The 17,858-nt window shown below is 68.6% G+C and carries 14 protein-coding genes and 1 pseudogene; 9 read left to right on the forward strand and 6 right to left on the reverse strand.

Translation table 11 applies throughout. The annotated features are described in order from the left end of the window. The first annotated feature begins 130 nt into the window (after positions 1 to 130). Positions 131 to 1,330, forward strand: coding sequence for an oxygenase MpaB family protein (locus KALB_RS11820; RefSeq protein WP_025355925.1), 1,200 nt, complete (start codon positions 131 to 133; stop codon positions 1,328 to 1,330). A gap of 69 nt (positions 1,331 to 1,399) precedes the next feature. Here KALB_RS11820 and KALB_RS11825 read toward each other — a convergent pair whose 3' ends face one another. Next, the gene (locus tag KALB_RS11825; protein ID WP_025355926.1) at positions 1,400 to 2,563 is read right to left on the reverse strand and encodes a TetR/AcrR family transcriptional regulator; all 1,164 of its coding nucleotides are present in this window, start codon (positions 2,561 to 2,563) and stop codon (positions 1,400 to 1,402) included. 220 nt (positions 2,564 to 2,783) lie between these two features. Here KALB_RS11825 and KALB_RS11830 point away from each other — a divergent pair, with 220 nt between their 5' ends. Next, positions 2,784 to 4,358: a long-chain-fatty-acid--CoA ligase gene (locus KALB_RS11830; protein ID WP_025355927.1), complete on the forward strand. Its 1,575-nt coding sequence runs from the start codon at positions 2,784 to 2,786 to the stop codon at positions 4,356 to 4,358. Between the two features lie 334 nt (positions 4,359 to 4,692). On the opposite strand, the gene KALB_RS11835 is transcribed toward KALB_RS11830, so the two are convergent. After that, positions 4,693 to 5,412 carry a MerR family transcriptional regulator gene (locus tag KALB_RS11835; RefSeq protein WP_025355928.1) on the reverse strand — a complete coding sequence of 240 codons (720 nt, stop codon included), beginning with the start codon at positions 5,410 to 5,412 and terminating at the stop codon, positions 4,693 to 4,695. Positions 5,413 to 5,524: 112 nt separating this feature from the next. Between KALB_RS11835 and KALB_RS11840 the strand changes: the two genes are divergently transcribed. Both KALB_RS11840 and KALB_RS11845 read left to right on the forward strand, forming a co-directional pair. Beyond that, positions 5,525 to 6,742: an erythromycin esterase family protein gene (locus tag KALB_RS11840; protein ID WP_025355929.1), complete on the forward strand. Its 1,218-nt coding sequence runs from the start codon at positions 5,525 to 5,527 to the stop codon at positions 6,740 to 6,742. Positions 6,743 to 6,833: 91 nt separating this feature from the next. Continuing rightward, a complete protein-coding gene (locus tag KALB_RS11845; RefSeq protein ID WP_148309439.1) occupies positions 6,834 to 7,457 on the forward strand; it encodes a hypothetical protein in 624 nt (207 codons plus the stop codon). A gap of 141 nt (positions 7,458 to 7,598) precedes the next feature. Here the strand turns inward: KALB_RS11845 and KALB_RS11850 are convergent. Next, positions 7,599 to 8,237, reverse strand: a pseudogene (locus tag KALB_RS11850) (GAF domain-containing protein); the annotation flags it as partial. 226 nt (positions 8,238 to 8,463) lie between these two features. On the opposite strand from KALB_RS11850, the gene KALB_RS11855 reads away from it, so the two are divergent. Beyond that, positions 8,464 to 8,817: a hypothetical protein gene (locus KALB_RS11855; RefSeq protein WP_025355932.1), complete on the forward strand. Its 354-nt coding sequence runs from the start codon at positions 8,464 to 8,466 to the stop codon at positions 8,815 to 8,817. A gap of 177 nt (positions 8,818 to 8,994) precedes the next feature. Further along, positions 8,995 to 9,927 (forward strand): aminoglycoside phosphotransferase/kinase family protein, encoded by a 933-nt coding sequence (locus tag KALB_RS11860; RefSeq protein WP_030110604.1) that lies wholly within the window; start codon positions 8,995 to 8,997, stop codon positions 9,925 to 9,927. A gap of 48 nt (positions 9,928 to 9,975) precedes the next feature. Here KALB_RS11860 and KALB_RS11865 read toward each other — a convergent pair whose 3' ends face one another. After that, entirely contained in the window at positions 9,976 to 10,719 is a 744-nt protein-coding gene (locus KALB_RS11865; protein ID WP_025355934.1) for a class I SAM-dependent methyltransferase, read from the reverse strand. Between the two features lie 117 nt (positions 10,720 to 10,836). On the opposite strand from KALB_RS11865, the gene KALB_RS11870 reads away from it, so the two are divergent. After that, positions 10,837 to 11,625, forward strand: coding sequence for an aminoglycoside phosphotransferase family protein (locus tag KALB_RS11870; RefSeq protein WP_236650234.1), 789 nt, complete (start codon positions 10,837 to 10,839; stop codon positions 11,623 to 11,625). Between the two features lie 182 nt (positions 11,626 to 11,807). Here the strand turns inward: KALB_RS11870 and KALB_RS11875 are convergent, their stop codons facing one another. Continuing rightward, positions 11,808 to 14,123, reverse strand: coding sequence for an SdrD B-like domain-containing protein (locus KALB_RS11875; RefSeq protein WP_236650235.1), 2,316 nt, complete (start codon positions 14,121 to 14,123; stop codon positions 11,808 to 11,810). A gap of 459 nt (positions 14,124 to 14,582) precedes the next feature. On the opposite strand from KALB_RS11875, the gene KALB_RS11880 reads away from it, so the two are divergent. After that, on the forward strand, positions 14,583 to 15,275 hold the full coding sequence (locus tag KALB_RS11880; protein ID WP_236650236.1) for a hypothetical protein: 693 nt from the start codon (positions 14,583 to 14,585) through the stop codon (positions 15,273 to 15,275). A gap of 7 nt (positions 15,276 to 15,282) precedes the next feature. On the opposite strand, the gene KALB_RS11885 is transcribed toward KALB_RS11880, so the two are convergent. Next, positions 15,283 to 16,623: a right-handed parallel beta-helix repeat-containing protein gene (locus KALB_RS11885; protein ID WP_025355937.1), complete on the reverse strand. Its 1,341-nt coding sequence runs from the start codon at positions 16,621 to 16,623 to the stop codon at positions 15,283 to 15,285. On the opposite strand from KALB_RS11885, the gene KALB_RS11890 reads away from it, so the two are divergent. After that, positions 16,622 to 17,839 (forward strand): Dyp-type peroxidase, encoded by a 1,218-nt coding sequence (locus KALB_RS11890; protein ID WP_236650237.1) that lies wholly within the window; start codon positions 16,622 to 16,624, stop codon positions 17,837 to 17,839. The two genes, KALB_RS11885 and KALB_RS11890, sit on opposite strands and share 2 nt — an antisense overlap. Positions 17,840 to 17,858: the final 19 nt, after the last annotated feature.

Below are 17,858 nucleotides of genomic sequence, written 5' to 3' on the forward strand. Positions count from 1 at the left end.
CCGACGGGCGACGCGCCTCGCTATGTTAACGAGAAATCTCACATTGGGACAGGGTCGGAAACAAGGCCGTGGCCAGCACCGAGTCGGGAGAAGCAGCGTCTGACACCTACCAAGGAAGCGAGCTAAGTAAATGAGCAGTCTCAGCAGAAGGAGCATCCTGTCCCTCGGTGCCGCGCTGGGCCTCGCGAGCGTGGCGGGCGCTGTCCCGGCCTGGGCGCGGTCAGCGGCGGCCGGCACCAGCACTGCCACCGACCCGTGGTGGGTCTGGGACGATGCGGTGGACCGTCTGGTGGCGGCGCTTCTCGACAGCGGCCAGGTTCCGGCGGTCAACTCCGCGATGCGGTCGTGGGTGAACAACAGCGACCCGTTACCGGACGGACTGCCGGCCGATCTCGCCGCCTACCTACAGCAGGTCAACCAGTTGCCCTCCTGGGCCGACCGCACCAAGCTCCGTCTCGCCGCCGACTTCAACCGGCGCAAGGACACCTACCTGTTCATGCTGTACGGCCTCGGCAGCGGCATCATGAGCACGGTGATCCCACGTGAGGCCACGGCGGTCTACTGGTCCGCGGGCGGCGCCAACATGAAGGACCGCGCGGCCAAGACGTTCACCTTCGGCTACGACCTGAGCGAGGTGAGCGCCTTCGAACCCACGGGGCAGTTCGTGGTCACAGCCAACAAGACGCGCCTGGTGCACGCGGCGGTGCGTCATCTGCTGCCGCGATCTCCGCACTGGCGGGCGGCCAACGAGGAGCAGATCCCGATCAGCAACGGTGACATCCTGGTCACCTTCCACAGTCTGGGCACCTTCGTGCACCGCAAGCTGCTCGAATGGCACGTCCCCATGTCGGCTGCGGACGAGGATGCCTTCCTGCACATGTGGCAGGTCGCCATTCACCTGCTCGGCGTGCGGGACGAGTTCATCCCCAGGACGTGGGCCGAGGCGGACGCGCAGTCGGCGCAGGTGCTCACACCGATCCTCAACCCGACGCCCGAGGGCAAGGAGTTGGCCAAGGAGTTGCTCGGGCTGACCGCGCAGGTCGACCTGGGGGTAACCCGAGGATTCCTCAACGAGTTCGTGCGCTACGTGCTCAGCAACGAGATCGGCGACTGGCTCGAACTGCCACGTGACTACGCGGCGGCAGCCCTGATCCGCACCGGATGGCCGGCCTACATCGCGTTCCGCGAGGGGCTGCTGCCCGTCATGCCCGCCGGGTTCTACCTGTTCGACCAGTTCGTGCGCGCGATCGCGATGCTGTTCCTCAACAACGGCACCTCACCGACGAGCACCCCCATCACGATCCCCACCGCGAACCGGCCCGAAGCCTGAATCGGCGCACTCGACCGTGAGGTGTCCCGCTGCGGCGCATTCGCGCGGGACACCTCGAAAATCCGAGATCTACAGACCCAAGGCACCCACGAGCAGGGCGGCAACGGCGTCACGGTGGTCGGGGCTGTCCCGCCACCGCAGTCTGCGTCCGACCTCGACCACCACGCCGAACCCCGCGTGCACCAGCACCCGGGCCTGCCGCGAGTCGAGGTCCGGACGTGCCAGCCGCAGTTGCTGTTCCCAGACAGCGATGTGCTCACGCTGCGCGTCGATCAGGGGGCGCTGCAGAGTGGTTGGCAAGCCGACGAGTTCGGCGTTCGCGACGCTGGTGAGCGCGGTGTGCTCGAAGCTGTAGGCCACGTACGTCGCTGCCAGTGCGACCACCGCGTCATGCGGGTCGGTCACCCCGTGAAGGTTCTGTTCCACCGCTTGGGCCAACAGGCCCGCAGCCTGCAGGCACGCCGCCGCCAGGATGTCGACTTTGCCGGGGAAATAGCGGTAGAGCGCGGATGGGACCAGCCCCACTGCCTCGGCGATCCGGCCGTTCGTGACGTTGGCGAACCCGTCCCGCTCGAACAGTAGGATGGCGGCCGCGAGAATCTCCGCGCGCCGAGTGCGTGGCACGGGTTGGGCAGGCAGTTCGACGGAGCGCGCGCTCCCGATGGCCGCCGCGGGATCGGTCGCGGCCACGCGCTCGGCGGAGGCTAGCAGCAGGTCTTCGACCCGACGTTGGGCGATCGAGGTGCGATGCATCGTGATGGACCCGATCGCACCGAGGGCCGCTGCGGCTCGCAGGTGCTCGTCGGGGAGCGGGTGCTCGCGCCGCACCGCGTCAGTCACCCGCCTGACGACGCGCGCGAACTTCGTCCGGAGAATCTGGCGATCCTCGCGATTGAGGTAGCGGGCCTCCCATCGGTACACGCCACCTGACGCACGATGGGCGACGGTGACTCGGGTGACGGCGGCGAGCACCTCCGCCAAGGCTGCCTTGGGGGGCACCTCGTCGAGCGCGGCGACGAGTCGGTCCACCATGACGTTCGCACACTCGGCGAACAGCGCGTACTTGTTCGGGAAGTGCCGGTACAGGGCCGCCGCGGTGATGCCCACGCTGGTAGCGATTTCCTCCATGGACGCCGCGTGGTAGCCGCGCTCGCTGAACACCCGACCGGCCGCTTCGACGATGAGTTGCTTGCGGTTGCGCGGTCGAACGGCCGCGGTCGACTCGGCGGTCACAGCGGCACCCGAGCAGACGTACGCGGAAACAGGGCCATGCCCGCCAGTCAACCACGAAACGAACCAGGTCCCCGAGACCGGCACGACGCGGGCTGCCCGCAGGTGACCCCTGGACACCTCCGGCGTGACTCCTGATTAACATATTCCTTCTCGACCGGCGGCGCGAAGGGCATAATCACACCGCGACCCGTCACCGATCCGGCACCCGAGGAGCGGCCCCATGTCGACCGACGCGGCTCCCGCGTGGTCCTTCCGGCACCACTGGATGGCGCACGCGGCCACCCACGCGATGATGCGACCGAACAAGCCCGCGCTGCGCTACCTCGGGGAGACCACGACCTGGGCGCAGTTGTCGCGGCGGTCGTTGCAACTGGCCGCCGCGCTCGCCGATCGAGGCGTCGCCGAGGGCGACCGCGTGGCGATGCTCACCCTGAACCACCCGTGGTTCGTGGAAAGCGTGTTCGCGGCGAACAGTCTGGGGGCCATGGCCGTCCCGCTCAGCTTCCGGCTCGCACCGCTGGAACTCGACTACATCCTGGCCGACTGCACGCCATCGGCCATCCTCGTCGACGCACAGCTGCTGCCGCTGCTCCAGGCCGTGCCGGCCGCCGCGTCGATCGGCACGGTGATCGTCGTCGGCGAGTCGGAGGCGGCCGAGGGCCGCACCGCGTACGAGGAGTTCCTGTCCGCACGCGCGCCGATGGAGCTGCCCGACGTCAGCGAGGAGTCAACGGCGCTGATCATGTACACCTCGGGCACCACCGGCCGGCCGAAGGGAGTGCTGCTGTCCCACCGCAACCTGCAGGTGCAGGCGATCACCTGTATCCGGGCGATGGAGATTTTCGACGACTCCGACGTCGGCTTCCTGACCGCGCCCTTCTTCCACATCGCGGGTCTGGGGTCGATCGTGGCGAACTTCCTGGTTGGCGGCACGGTCGTGATCCACCCGCTGGGCGCCTTCGACCCGCAGGCGGTGCTGGAGGCCTACGAACGCGAGGGCGCCACCGTGGTGTTCAATGTCCCGCAGCAGTGGGACCTGATCTGCGCCCAGCCGGACATCGGCAAGCGCGATCTGAGGCTACGGATCATCAGCTGGGGCGCCGCGCCCGCGAGCGACACGACGCTGCGAGCCATGGCCGAGAGCTTCCCCAACGCCCTCAACGTGGCCGTGTTCGGCCAGACCGAGACCTCGCCGATCACCTGCGTGCTCCGTGGGGAGGACTCGCTGCGCAAGCTCGGCTCCGTGGGCCGGCCGATCCCGACCATCCAGTACCGCATCGTGGACGCGTTCATGAACGACGTCGCCGTGGGCGAGGTAGGCGAGATCGTCTACCGAGGGCCCACCGTGACGCAGGGGTACTGGAACAAGCCGCAGGAGACCGCAGCGGCCTTCGCGGGAGGCTGGTTCCACTCCGGCGACCTGGTCAAGCAGGACGAAGAGGGCTTCGTCTGGGTGGTCGACCGCAAGAAGGACATGATCATCAGCGGTGGCGAGAACATCTACTGCGCCGAACTGGAGAACGTCATCGCCGAGCACCCGTCGGTGCTGGAGGTCGCCGTGATCGGCAGGTCCGACGAGCGCTGGGGCCAGGTGCCGGTCGCGTTTGTCACCCTCGCACCTGGCGCCGACCTGTCCCTGCGGGAGCTGACCGGGTTCCTCGACGGACAGCTCGCCTCCTTCAAGATGCCCAAGGACCTCGTGGTGGTCCCCGAACTCCCCCGCAACGCGGGCGGAAAGGTGCTCAAGGGGTTGCTTCGCGCCCAGGACGAGAAGCGGGCGCAAGGACCGGCCTGAGGCGGAACTCAAGTCCTGAAGGGTTCCGGTTGCTGGCACCCCACAGGGTCACCCGGCCATCGTGGGCACCTGTTCTACCGGGTGCGTGTCCACCGGGGTCGCAGGGGGAGCGGCGTAGTTTCGCCGAGGCCGACTACGCCGCCGCGATCGTCGCCGCCCACCAGCGCGGCCGTGCGGGAGTTCATCGGCTGGTTGACCGTGGTGTGGATCAGCTTGCGGCGGTGGTGAGGCCAGTCTGCCCAGCCAAGGCGCTCAACGCGCTGCCGGCGTTGCCCGACCAGTCCGGGTTCATCGCGCACCGCCTGACCAGGTCCAGGACTCGGGGACCCTGCCCTCACCACGTCGTCGGCCGCTCCTGCTGCGTCTGATCGAGCATGGTGAGGTAGGCATCGAGCTGGGCCGCGCCGGAGAGAAGGGTGCGGCTGCGCGTGATCAGCCGGTCCTGCCAGGAGTCGAGGAAGGCGGTCAACGCGTCCGCCCCGCCCGCCTCGCGCAGCGAATCGATGAACTGCGCGACCTGGTGCAGCGGGTAGCCGCCCCGGCGCAGCTGCCGTGCGATCTCGGCATCGCGCACGCAGTCGGGTCCGTATTGGCGGTAACCCGTTGCTCGGTCGCGTTCGGGGCGCAGGATGCCCTCGGTCTCCCAGGTGCGCAGCGTCGCTGGGTGCACGCCGAGCCGGCGCGCGAGCTCGCCCACGGTCAGCGGTCGACCGTGGACGGGGGCGGGTGTCGTGGTGGACAGGCTGCCCAGGGCCGTCGCGACCTCGGTGCGGGTGTTGCGTTCGGCGAGCAGCGCGACGTGCGCGGCGTCGATGAGCCGGTAGGCGGACTCGGTGTCGCCGCGGTTGGTCGCGCGCATGATCTCCACTGCCTGCTGGTGCCCGTGACCGCCGCGCAACGCGAGGAAGGCGCGCAGGGCCTGCGCGTGCAGGGGCGTGTAGCGCCGGTAGCCGGTCTTGCTGCGCTCGGTCGGCGGGAGGATGCCCGCGGCGTCGTAGTTGCGGACCGCCTGGGCGGACAACCCGTGTTCCCGGGCAAGGTCGATGGGTCGCACTTACACCTCCGATTGAGGCTTCAAACTACCGAACCCAGGTAGACATCGCGGAAGTCTCACCCGAGTCTTCAACGATACGGTCGAGGGCAGTTCAATTCCGGAAGAGGTGTTCATGTCCACTGCCGCATCACTGCGTGAGATCGGCCGCCAACTCGACGACCCGACCAGCCTGGGCCGTGCCCTCGACGAACTGCTCGCCGCGCGGACCGAGCCGCCGAGCCTGCTCGCCCTTGGCGAACCGACACACGGGATCGAGGCGTTCCCGTTGCTGCGCAACGAAATCCTCGGTCACCTCGTCGAACGGGGATACCGGTCGATCGTGCTGGAGACCGATGTCTTCGCCGCGTCCGTTGTCGACGACTACGTGGCCGGGGCAGCGGCGGAGATCGACACGGTGCTCGCGACCGGGTTCAGCCACGGGTTCGGTGCTGTGCCGGGCAACCGCGAACTCGTCGAATGGCTCCGTGCGCACAACGCCGGCCGCGCACCGTCGGACCGGGTTCGCTTCCACGGATTCGACGCGCCGACGGAGTACTCGGCGGCGCCGAGCCCGCGAAGCGCACTGTCCTCGGTCAACGACTACCTGCCCGCGGCGCTGCGGCCCGAATCAGTCCGCGACCTCGACGCGCTGCTCGGAGAGGACGCGGACTGGACGAACGAGGCGGCCATGTTCGACCCGGCAGCGTCCGTGGGCGACTCCGACCGTGCTCGCGCCCTGCGCATCGTCGCCGACGATCTCGCCAGCGCGCTGCGCCGCGCCGCACCCGGCCTGCGCCCCGCTGACCCGACCGGCTACGACCACGCCCTCATGCACGCGCGCACCGCCCAGGGCCTGCTGCGCTATCACGCGGCGATGGCCAGCCCCGCACCTGATCGCATCGCGAGCTTGCTCAGCCTGCGCGCCGAGATGATGGCCGAGAACCTGCTCGCGATCGTTGCCCAGGAGCAGCGACGCGGGCCTAGCCTGGTGTTCGCGCACAACGTGCACCTCCAGCGTGCGCAGTCCCAAGTGCCGGTCAGCGAGGACGCGGCGAACTGGGGGAGCGCTGGCGCGCTCGTCGGGCTCACCCTCGGCGAGCGCTACGTGTTCCTGGCAACCGACGCCAACCCCGACAGCGATCCGGGCACCCTCCAGCGCGTGTTGGCCGAGGCGACCACCCGCCGCGCCCTGTTCCCGGCGCAGGCCCTGCGCGCCGCACTTCCCCCGTCGATCGGCACGGGCAAACCGATCGTGCCCGGCCACATTCCGCTCAACCCGGCAGAGTTGGGCGGCGCCGACGCGGTCATCTTCGTCGCCGACACCGACGGAAAACGGCATCAGTACTGGTAGCCGCTCTCGGCGCGACAGGCTTGTCTGCCGCTGACCGAGCGTCGTCAACGTATCGGTTGACGCATCAAGCGTCAACCGATACGTTGACGGAGTGGACGAATCCTTGAGCGCATTGCGGATGATGCCCTGGGCCCGCGACGCGGTGGACCAGGCCGAACGGGTGCTGATCGAATCGATCATGGACAGCGGCTGGTCATGGGAACGGCTGGGCGCGGTCTACGGCGAACGCTCCAAGCAGGCGATGCAGCAGCACTACAAACGACGCGGCGGACAACGGACCTGGCCCGCCTCGCGCCGAAAGGAATCAGATCCGCCCGACGTGGAGTCGGTTCGGCACGCCATCACCGGCCTGATACTGAACTTCCGCGCCACCGACGAGGCGCTGACCCGCACCATGGCCGACGCGTCCTGGAACGAACGCGATCCCGAGAAAGAGGCCCTCCGGCGCCTGTCCTGGACCGAGCGTCTCAACGACAGCCTGGACGAGCTGAACGACTTCATCAACAACAGGATGTCGCACGTGCCTCGCGTGGACCGGCCACTGGTGGTCGGCGAGCGCAACCGGGTCCACCCCGATCATGTGGAGATCGGGCGCGGCGGCGTCGAGGAGCTTCGTGCCGAGATCGACAAGGCCATCGGGCGGCTCCAGCAGCACCGCGACACGGTCGATGCGACCATCGAGGAGTTGCGGCGACGCCGAACCGAACTCGGCTGAACCCGAGTTTGCCGAGCGCGTTGGACAACGCCCCGTTGAACCTGCGCGGCTCGAAAAGTCGTCGCTGCGGCAAGGACAGCGTCGAAAGAGGCGGTGTACTTGCTGTCGCGCGATGACTTCACGAGTCCCACAGGCACGAACTCAGAACCCCGTCACCAAGTCGCGCCCGAGATCGGCCGCGCCGGGCAGGAACTGGTCGATGATCGCCACCGGCGCAGGGTTCGCCCGCTGGCCCCGCGCGGCGTGCACCGTCGCGGTCGTGGTGACCTCGAAGCCCTCCGCGCGCAGGAGCCCTGCCAGGCAACTGCTGACAAACGAGTCAGCCTCGACCACCGGGACGCGGGTGTCGCGGTGCTGGCCTGCGAAACCGTCACGGACCTCGGGCGTCCAGGTCAGGGCGTGCCGTGCGCTGTGCGCCAGCGGCTGGGTGTTCTGCACGGCGTGGCGGCGGAGCATGGCCAGTGCGGTGGGGATGTCCACGCCGAGTCGGGCGGCGAGGGCGCCGCTCGCCTGCCAGATGGTGACCTGGTCATGGAACACGCGGTGCCGGGTGAGAGGCGCGGCCGTGTCGGGAAGGGCGTCGGCGACAGTGTCGGCCAGCATGCCCGCCGCGGCGATCACCGCACAGACCTGAGCGGTGTCGAGTTCGTCGGCGGTCAGTACGGGCACCCGGCGGCACAGCAGCACGAGGGTCCCGACGACGACGCCGAAGGCGTGCATCGGGACCGCGTACAGGGCGCGGATCCCGTGTGTGCTGGCTAACCGGGCCAAACGCGGCCACCGGTCGGCCTGCGTGGCAGGGGCGGGATAAGCCGTCGCCGGTGCTGTTCGGCGGGTCGTCGAGCCATAGTCTCAGCACGCCGTCGACGACGTCTTCAGCGACATCGGACAGACGTCGACGGGTGGCGTAGGCGTGGCCGCACAACCGCAGGAACGCCTCGGTGAGGGTGCAGCGCAGATGCACCGAGGCCATGCTCGTGGCCTGGTGCACGGTCAGCCAGCGGCCGTGGAACCGTTCGACCACGAACTCCTCCTCGGCCACCTGGGTGAGCACTTGGCCGGTCAGCACGTCGGCGAACACCAGGGCCAGTTCGTCACCGGAGAGTGGACCCGCGTGTGCCCGGTAGACCTCCAGCGCGCCGAGCGTGATCTGCCCCATCGTCGAGGGGAACGCGAAGATCGCGACCAACGACTCGCTGACCGCGGCGGGGCCGAACACCGGCCACCGCGCGTAGTGCGGTTGGTGGGCGAGGTCCGCGACCAGCACGGGCTGACCGTCGTGCATGGCCGTCAGGGCTGGTCCCTAGCCGAGGGTGATCTGGAGTTCGATCATCTGCTCGACGGTGTCGGCGTCGGTTGAGTTGGTGGCGGCGTAGCAGGCGTTCCTGGACAGGGCAGAGGGCGCGCCCGCACCCGTGGTCGGTGTCCAGGCGAGTGCGCGCGAATGGTTTCGAGGGGCGTGGTTTCCGCACGTAGATGATAATTGCTCGATTTGAATTTGATGCAACGTTGACCTGCGCATGGCACAGTCCTCACTGTGCCGTTGGACGATGTGCCGGACTGGTTGCCCGCTTGGTGTCTGGACCATCTGGGTGGTGAGCCCGCCGAGGTGCTGTTCCAGCTGCAACAGATGTCGGCGGTGTTCGGGCTCCGGCTGGCCGATGGTACGGACGTCGTGGTCAAGACGCGCGCCGATGACGGTCGGGCCGTGTCGTGTGTCGCGGCGCAGGCCCGGTTGGCGCAGCGCGGGTTTCCGTGTGCCCGGCCGCTCACGCCGGTGGTCGGTGTCGGTTCGCTGGCCGTGCACGCCGAGGAGTTCCGGCCCGGCGGCGAGGTGTTGCACGAGGACTCGCCGGACGTGGCCGTGCGCTACGCGGATGTGTTCGCCCAGCTGATGGCCGAACTGGCCGAGGTGGCCGTCGCGCCGCCGCTGCCGAATCCGCGCTGGGCGCGTTGGGACCACACGGATTCCGGGTTGTGGCCGGCGATCGGCTTCCTCGATGACCGGGACCAGGGCGCCGTGCCCGCGTGCGTCGTCGACACGGCCGACCGGGCCCGCGGGCGGATACTGGCCGCCAGCCTGCCGTGCGTGCTGGGCCACGCCGACTTCGAGGCGCAGAACCTCCGGTGGCACGGTCGGCAGGTGTGGGCGGTGCACGACTGGGACAGCCTGGCATGGCAGCCGGAGGCGGCGTTGGTGGGAGCGGCGAGTGGGGCGTTCACCAACGCCGGGCCGCCCACGCTGGCGCCGATCGAGAGTTCCGAGGCGTTCCTGGTGGCTTATCAGGACATTCGGGGACGCTCGTTCACAGCCGTGGAGCAGGAGGTCGCGTGGGCGGCCAGCTTGTGGCCGGCAGCGCACAACGCCCGATGGGAAGCGCTGCACGGCGACATCCCGGTGGCAGGCAAGGCGCTCCGGGCACAAGCGGCCGAACGCCTCCGCCGGGCGAATGCGGCTCCTCGTGGATAAGCCCGGGTGAGCCCGTTTTTCTGGCAGCCGGACCAGTGCCAGACGCAGTCAGACGGCCTCCAGGGCGAAGAACAGGAAGCTCAGGAAGGCCCCGGAGGGAAACCTCGCCATCTCGTCGGGGAAGAGTTCGCGGGCTTCCGGCACGGGGAGCGGTTCGCTGATGACGGCCGTGCGGAAGCCGGCCGCGGTGAAGGCGTCGGTCATCGCGTGCAGCGGCCGGTGCCAGTAGGTGAGCACGGCCTTCTGGCCGTTGAAGTCGTACTCGTCGGACCACTTGGTGGTCGCGAAGTAGTCGGTCTCGCGATGCACCATCTTGAGGATGATGGGGTGATTGACCACCACGATCAGCCGGCCACCGGGCTTCAGCACCCGCCGCAACTCGGCCAGCGGTCCGGTCCAGTCCTCCAGGTAGTGCAGCACCAGGGCGGCGACGACATCGTCGAACGCGCCGTCGGGATACGGCAGCGGCTTGCCGATGTCGGCGACCCGCAGGTCCACGTCCTCGCCGAGCCGCTGTCGGGCCAGCTCCACCATCTTGGCGCTGCGATCGAAGCCGCTCACGACGGCGCCCCGATCACGCAGCGCCACGGACACGGCGCCAGCGCCACAGCCGGCGTCGAGAATCCGCCGACCGGCCACATCCCCGGCCAGGTCGACGATCGCAGGCCGTGCGTAGTAGGCGTTGATGAGGCTGGTCTCGTTCTCAACCGTGTAAGCCTCGGCGAAGCTGTCGTAGTCGTTTTCCACGGCCACGTCGGTGACTCCGGCGGAACTCTCGGGAATGGCAGGCATGTGTCCCATACTGCCGAGTGATCAATCAGGACGCCAGGAGATCATCTCGACCACCAGTCGCCCGCCGGTGCGACGCTTCCCCTCATACAAGGGACAACGCCACCACATCGGCCAGTGGTGGACCGCGACGACCGGTCCAGTGGCCGGGGGCAGGCTGGTCTGAGCGAGGCCGCCACGCAGCCGCACGCGATAAACCCGGCGACGTCGGTGGTCATCCCCGCGATAATGGCCGACGTGGAGGAGGTCGAGGTCGTCGTCGCCCATCACGAGCGCGCGACCCTGCGTGTGGGCGAGGTGTTCCTGAAGATCGACGCTGATCAGACGCGCACCGGCGTCGAGGTCGAGGCGATGGCTATGGCGCCGATCCCGACTCCGGAGGTCCTGTGGCGCAAGCCGCCCGTGCTCGCGCTGGCCGCCCTCCCAGGGACGGCACTCGGCCGCCTTGGCGAGCCGTCGATCGCGTCCTCGGCGGCATGGGCCGCGGCGGGGGCGGCCGCACGGATGCTGCACGACGCGCCGCTGCCGCCATGGCCCGGTTGGAGCCTCGACGAGGTCGCATCGCACCTCGACGGCGAATGCGAGTGGCTCATCACGAACGGCGTCGTTCCCGCCGAGGTGGTCACGCGCAACCGCCGGATTGCCGAGGCTGCGCTCCGGCCGTGGACACCGGTGTTCACGCACGGCGACCTCCAGGTCACCCACGTGTTCGTCGACGGTGACGAGATCACCGGCGTGATCGACTGGTCCGAGGCGGGCCAGGGCGATGCCCTGTTCGACCTCGCCACCTTGACGCTCGGACACGAGGAGCACCTTGGCGAGGTTGTCGCGGGCTACGGCACCGACGTCGACCTCGACGTGATCCGGGCGTGGTGGTCGTTGCGAAGCCTGCGGGGGTTCGCTGGCTGATCGAACACGGCTTCGACCCGTGGCCCGAGATCGCCGTGCTGAGATCCCGGTTGTGAGGCTCTGCCCAGGCCCTTGGCCAATCGCGAGAGCCCAACACCAGCAATCCGCGTACTGCCCCTACGCCAGACGTGGTTCTGCCCGCCTGCGACCGGAACGGCGCAGGCGGGCAGACCACGTGTTTGTCAGCGTCGCCTAGCGCGACGTAGCCGGCTCACGAGCGCGAATGCCGCACCGGCACCGACGAGCAGGGCACCGAGGAGGATCAACATTGGCAGGCCGGAAATGCCGGTGGAGGCCAGCGGACCCGTGGATGGGCTGGTTGGCTCCGGTTTGGTGGTCACCGGCGGTGCGGACGTCGGCGGCGTGGTCGTCGGCGGTGGCTGTGGGATGTACACGCCAGCGTCGATCGTGTGGTCAACCCCTCCTGGGGTGGCCGGCGCCGTGACAGGTGCGTACCCGTTGCACAGTTGCCCGGTGGTCGGCGGGATCACGTTGGAGTCGTGTGCCCGGTCGTCACCGGCGGTCGGGAGCGTGAACCGCAGATCCGTGGCCGGCGGCTGATTCGGCACCTTGCTGGTGTCCGCGGTGCACACATTGAACTGCACCGTGTACTTCGCACCCGGCGTGAGCTGGTAGGCGGCGCCGACCCCACCGAAGTAGTACTCACCGGCGGCGTCGGTCTTGGTCGTGGCGACCTGCTTGCCGTTGGCGTCCAACAGGTTGATCGTCGCACCCGGCAACCGCACGTCCGCGGGGTCCTGGATCCCGTTGTGGTCGCCGTCGAACCACACGATGTTGCCGATCTGGATCGGCGCGTTCGCCGCCGTGTACGCGATCTCGCCGAGCCCACCTGCCTTGCCGAATCCGTTCTGCTCCCTCCCCACGAACTCGTAGGCGTTGGCATTCGGCTTGTTGCCGGGGCCCTCGCCGGTCTCGACGTGGTGGTAACCGGTTCCGGAGGTCTCGATGTTGACGGTCGGGTCGAACTCCGTGCTGACGATCCACTGCTGTTGCGGGATGTAGGCCACCGACCCGAGCGCGGTTTCCTGGTGACTACCGGAGAAGTAGTCACCCGGGAAGTACTCGACGACGCCAGCGCGCTCGCCGCCGTTGTTGGCGGGGGTCGCGTGGTTGGGGCAGTTTCCGGTGCCCTCCCAGGAGTATCCGCCGGTGGGAGTGGCGCAGGCCATGTTGATGTCACCACCGGACATGCCGAGCTGCGGGGTGTTGTTCCCCGGCCGGGGGTCCAGCCCGTTCGCACCGAGAACGTCCATGAACCGGTCGCGGAACCCCAGGATCATCGAACCGTTACGGGTGAAGGCGAGGCTGGCCAGTTCCGGCTGCGGATTGATGAAGGCACCGCCGAGGTTGAACTGGTCCCAGTCCGACAGGCTGGTGTTCCACGGGTTCCAGTGGGTGTTCTGGGCCGATGCCATCTGCGTGGGACCGGCGAGGACGCCACCGCGCTCGAAAGTCAGCGGCTGGGTCAGCACCGTGCTGAACTGTTTGCCGTCGTAGGTGTAGACAACGGCTTTCAGGTCGGCGCGGTTGCGCGTGCTCTCCGCGCTGCACACGCCACCGACGTAGAGCGTGTTGTCGTGCGTGGCGACGGCGAACGGCCGCCAGTCGGTCGGCGCCGCACAGCCCGGGTCCGGGATCGGTACCACGGCCGCGGGGGCCGCCGCGGTGGCGCCGGTCGCGTTGAAGCTGACCAGGGACCCGGTTTGCAGGTTCACCGCGTACAGCGTCGAGCCGTCCTCCGACAGGGCCAGGCCGCCGATGCTCTCCTTGCCCGGCGCGTTGGTGAACCCGGGGTCCTTGATGATGTTGGCGGTGTCGTGCGGAGTCACCGCGGCACCCGCCACCTTCGCGAACAGCGTCGGCGCGCCCCCACCATCGGTCGGAACGGTGTAGATCGCGTCACCGCCCTCCGGGCCGTACAAGGCGTACCGGCGGGCGAACGCGCTCTGGAACAGCCGCTGACGGTATTTGTCGTAGGTCAGCCCGAACGTCGTGCCCACCTGGTCCTGGGTGTCGAGCACCGTCGGGCATGCCACGCCGGAAGGACACGTACCCCGGGTGTTCATCCCGAACGCCACCAGTGCCCGGGTGTCCTTGCCGCTACCGCCGTTCTGGACTGGCACGAAGTACCGTGAATCCGGCAGCGCGTAGTCGGCCGCGTCCCAGACCCCGGTGATCACCGAGGCGTTCTTGCCTTCCGACACGTCGACGAACGTGGTGAAGCTGTCGAAGTGGTTCGCCGCCGTCGAGGCCGGCGCCGCCCGCAGATGATTGCTGTACGGCGCGGGAACAGTGACATCGACGCGGTACTGGCCGCCGGTCAGCACGGTCGACCGCGACACCACGACCTTTCCGGTGGCATCCGTGACGCCGGTGACGTGATGGCCAGCAGGGTCGGCGATATCGACGTTCATGCCCCGCTGTGGCACGTCCATCGTCGCGTTGATCACGCCGGTGCCGAAGAAGTCCCGCAGCACCTGAACTGTCAGTGTGCCGTCAGCGGTCGAAGCACCGGCCGCCCCGGCTGTCCCCACCGTCAGACCTGTGGCGCTGGCCAACAGCAACAGACCGGACAACCCCACCCGCGCCAGCCGATCCACACGCTTCCCGGCTGGCCGTCTCCGTCGTCTACCGGCTCGGCTCATAGCTATCGCTGTCCCCTTGTCGCGTGAACGAAAGGTTCGCTTTGGGCTGAACAGCCGATTCCCGCCCCCAGGGTGTTGCGCCGGACACGAGAAGCCATCGCGAACCGACACAGACAACCAGAACGTCGTACCGCATATGCGGCAAGCTCGGGTGATTTAGGGGGTGAATCAGCGGACCTGCTAGCGTCGCACCGCGTGCGGAGCAAGAGAACCCAGCAAGGTCTCCCGCGGCGCACGGCTGGCTGGCGCCGATGGTCGCGGCCACGCTGGTGGGCAGCCGTCATCGGCGTTGTGGCCGTCGCGGTGGCCACGTTTCTGGTCATTGGCAACGGGTCGGGCCCGGCCGGTCCGCGTGCGTTGACCTCGGATGAGGCGAACCGGCTGGCGATCACGCGGTTCCGCAACTACCAGGCGGGGGGCCGCGCGGTGCGGATCACCGTGCCGGGCACCGCTGGTCAGCTGGTCATCACGGGATCCATCGACTACCGCACCAAGCTCGGTTACGGCGTGGTGCACGGCACCGGGCGCGACACGTCCAGCGATGGGCTGATCGAGTGGACGGCCGAGACCGTGCTCGTCCACCCGATGGCCAACGCCCCGGCGGAGGCACCGGCAACGCCGCCCGGGGCGGATTGGCACAGCCGTCCGCTACAGACCTCCGGCAGTTCGCTGGACAGTTCGTTGGCCATCGCGCTCAGTCTCGGTGGCGACCGGCCGGACAACGTCGAACTGCTGCAACAGAACGGCGCCGGCTGGGTTGGCCAGGACCAGTTGGGCGGTCATCAGGTGGACGTCATGACCGGGCCGAGCGCCGGTGCCAAGCCCGGTACGGCGGGCACCGTGCGCTACTGGATCGGCTCGGACGGCACCATGTACCGGGTTCAGGCCAGTGTGGCTTCCGAGCCGCAGCCGGTGGTCATCGATTTCGACACCCAGAACTACGTTCCGGTCCAGCCGGTACCCGGAGTCACCGCGACGCGGTAGCCGCTGCTCAGGAGGTCTGCACTCGCGCACTGCCGGCGAGCAGTGAGGCTGACGGCAGCGGGATGCTCGCGGTGTCCGGCAGCGCCGGAACGTCCGGAAGAGCGGTCGCGCCGGTGGTGGTGGCGTTCGGGAACTGCGGCTGTGCGCCCGGCGCGGCCACATCGGTGAACGGGATGCCGCCAGGTGCCCTCGGCGTCACCCACGTGCCCGAAGGCGTGGGCGAGTCGGCGGGAAGCGGGCAGGTCGCGCTCGCCGCGAGCTGGGCGGGCACCGTCGTGCGCAGGTCATTGCCGCGCAGGCAGTTGCCCCGTCCCCGCGTTGCGGTGGGGAACTTCCAGCCAACGTCAACGCCGTTGGCGGCGAAGGTGTTGTCCACGATCTGGTTGCCGTCTGACGGAAGGTCAGCGGTTGCGGTGATCACCAGCCCAGCGTTGGCATTGCCGGCGATCCGGTTGCGGACGAACTGGTTGTCGCTGCCGCCGTCGATGCCGACGCCGATGCCCCACCCGCCGTCGGCCTGTTCGGGGGTCGGTGTCTGCTGGTTGTCCGCGATCAGGTTGCCGACGATGACGGCACCCTGCTGTGGGAGCAGTTTCTCCTGGTGGTCGGAGTTGGTGGTGAGGCCGACCCGGTTGCCGACGAGACGGTTGCCGACCACGTACATGTCGCCGCTGGCGTTGGTGCCCTCGTAGCCGACCGCGTTGAGTTCGGCGATGTTGTCCCGCACCACGATGCGGCACGGCTTGCACTGCCCGACATAGATCCCCGAGTCGGCCCCACCCGAGGTGTACGAGTGCTCGATGACCCCGTCCTGCGCGGAGAAGGCGTAGATGCCGTACAGCCCGTTGCGGGTGGCGGTCACGTAGGAGACCAGGAACGATTTGAGGAAGGTGACGGGCTCGTTGCCGGTGTTGTAGCCGCGGTGCCCCGGCAGTCCAGCGACCGCCGCCGCCGAACCGGTGACCAGGACCCCGTTCTGCGTGTTGTTCTGCACGGTCAGGTTCTCCACGGCCACCCCCGGTGCGGCGAGGACGACGCCGTTCGCCTGCTGCAACCGTCCGTCGATGACGACCTTGTCCCGAGACTCGCCGCGAAGGGTGATGTGCGCCGTGGAGATCTTCACCGACTCGTGGTACTCGCCCGGCGCGACCAACACGAGGTCACCGGGCTGAGCGAGGGACACCGCAGCCGAGATCGTCGGGGCGTCAGCCGGCACTCGGATCGTCACGTGCGTGCCGGTCGGTCGTCGGCCCTGGTCCGATCCGTTTTCGCCAGTGCTGCAACCGATCAGTACGAGTGTCAGGGTGCCCAGCACCGCGACCATCATGCGACGACCGAAACGAGGCATGATCTCAGTCTGGCACGAACGCCGGGTTCGCCTGCTGTCGGGCGGATATGGCACTCTCCACTCCGTGCGCCGAGCCGATCGTCACCAGTCACGCCGCGCGTTTCTCGGTGTCACCGGCACCGCGTTGGCCGCCGGCCTCACCGCTGGGTGCGAATCGGGTTCCGCTCAGCCGGTCCAGCTCGATGCCCCTGCGCCAACCACACCGGTGTCACCGACGGGCCGGTATCAGGCGGGCATCACGCTCCCGCAGTCGGCCCAGCCCAACCTGCTGGCCGTGGTGGCCGACCTCGGTGACGGCGTGGCTGTCGGTCCGTTGTTGGCCGAACTCGGCGAAACCATTCGCGCGCTCACCGCGGGGACCGATGCACGACTGCTGGGCCTGCCACCGGGCGATCTCACCGTGACGGTCGGGGTGGGCCCCCGACTGGTGCGCATGGTCGATCCTGCCCTGCCCGGCGCGGCGGATCTCCCACAGTTCTCCCGGGAGCAGATTGCCCCGCAGGCACGTGGCGGTGACCTGCTGATACAGATCTGCGCCGGCGACGCCTTGGTAGTACCGATCGTCGCTGCCGCACTCCTGGATCAGGCTGGGGACCGGATGCACGAGCGCTGGCGACAGTCCGGGCGCCGCGGTTCGACCATTCCAACAGGTCAGGGCCTCACCGCGCCACGCAACGTGTTCGGTTTCGTCGACGGCATCGTGGGCCCGCACACGACCGCCGAACAACAACAGGACCTGTGGCTGGCCGGGCCGGCCCCGGTTGCCGGCGGCACCATTGCCGTACTCCGACGCATGGAACTCGATCTGCCGCGGTTCGCCAGGCTGTCCGTCGCCGACCAGGAGGCAGTCTTCGGTCGACGCCGTGCCACCGGCATCCCGCTCTCGGGTGGCACCATCGCCTCGGACGCGGATCTTGGCGCCAAAACCCCGGACGGGCGCTACCACATCCCGGCAGACGCCCACATTCGCAGAGCGCACTCCAACGTCGTTGGAGTCGGCCTCATGCTGCGCCGCTCCTACAGCATCGACGAACCTGCCCCAGGCCTGCTCTTCATCAGTTTCCAGAACGACATACGAACGTTCACCAGCACCCTCACCCGTATGGACAACCTCGACGCACTGCTGCCGTTCACCACCACCACTGCCAGTGCGACCTTCCTGGTACTCCCCGGTTTCGACCAACAACACCCGCTTGGCGCCACACTGTTCCACTGACCACAGTGGACAGTCGGAT

Origin of the sequence: Kutzneria viridogrisea DSM 43870 (genome assembly GCF_000525635.1) — a bacterium.
In the GTDB taxonomy this organism is placed as follows: domain Bacteria; phylum Actinomycetota; class Actinomycetes; order Mycobacteriales; family Pseudonocardiaceae; genus Kutzneria; species Kutzneria viridogrisea.

Bases quoted from the DNA above. Each gene is read 5' to 3' on its own strand.
- KALB_RS11820 (WP_025355925.1), top strand. From the start codon at position 131: ATGAGCAGTCTCAGCAGAAGGAGCATCCTGTCCCTCGGTGCCGCGCTG.
- KALB_RS11830 (WP_025355927.1), top strand. From the start codon at position 2,784: ATGTCGACCGACGCGGCTCCCGCGTGGTCCTTCCGGCACCACTGGATG.
- KALB_RS11840 (WP_025355929.1), top strand. From the start codon at position 5,525: ATGTCCACTGCCGCATCACTGCGTGAGATCGGCCGCCAACTCGACGAC.
- KALB_RS11865 (WP_025355934.1), bottom strand. From the start codon at position 10,719: ATGCCTGCCATTCCCGAGAGTTCCGCCGGAGTCACCGACGTGGCCGTG.
- KALB_RS11890 (WP_236650237.1), top strand. From the start codon at position 16,622: ATGATCTCAGTCTGGCACGAACGCCGGGTTCGCCTGCTGTCGGGCGGA.
- KALB_RS11885 (WP_025355937.1), bottom strand. From the start codon at position 16,623: ATGCCTCGTTTCGGTCGTCGCATGATGGTCGCGGTGCTGGGCACCCTG.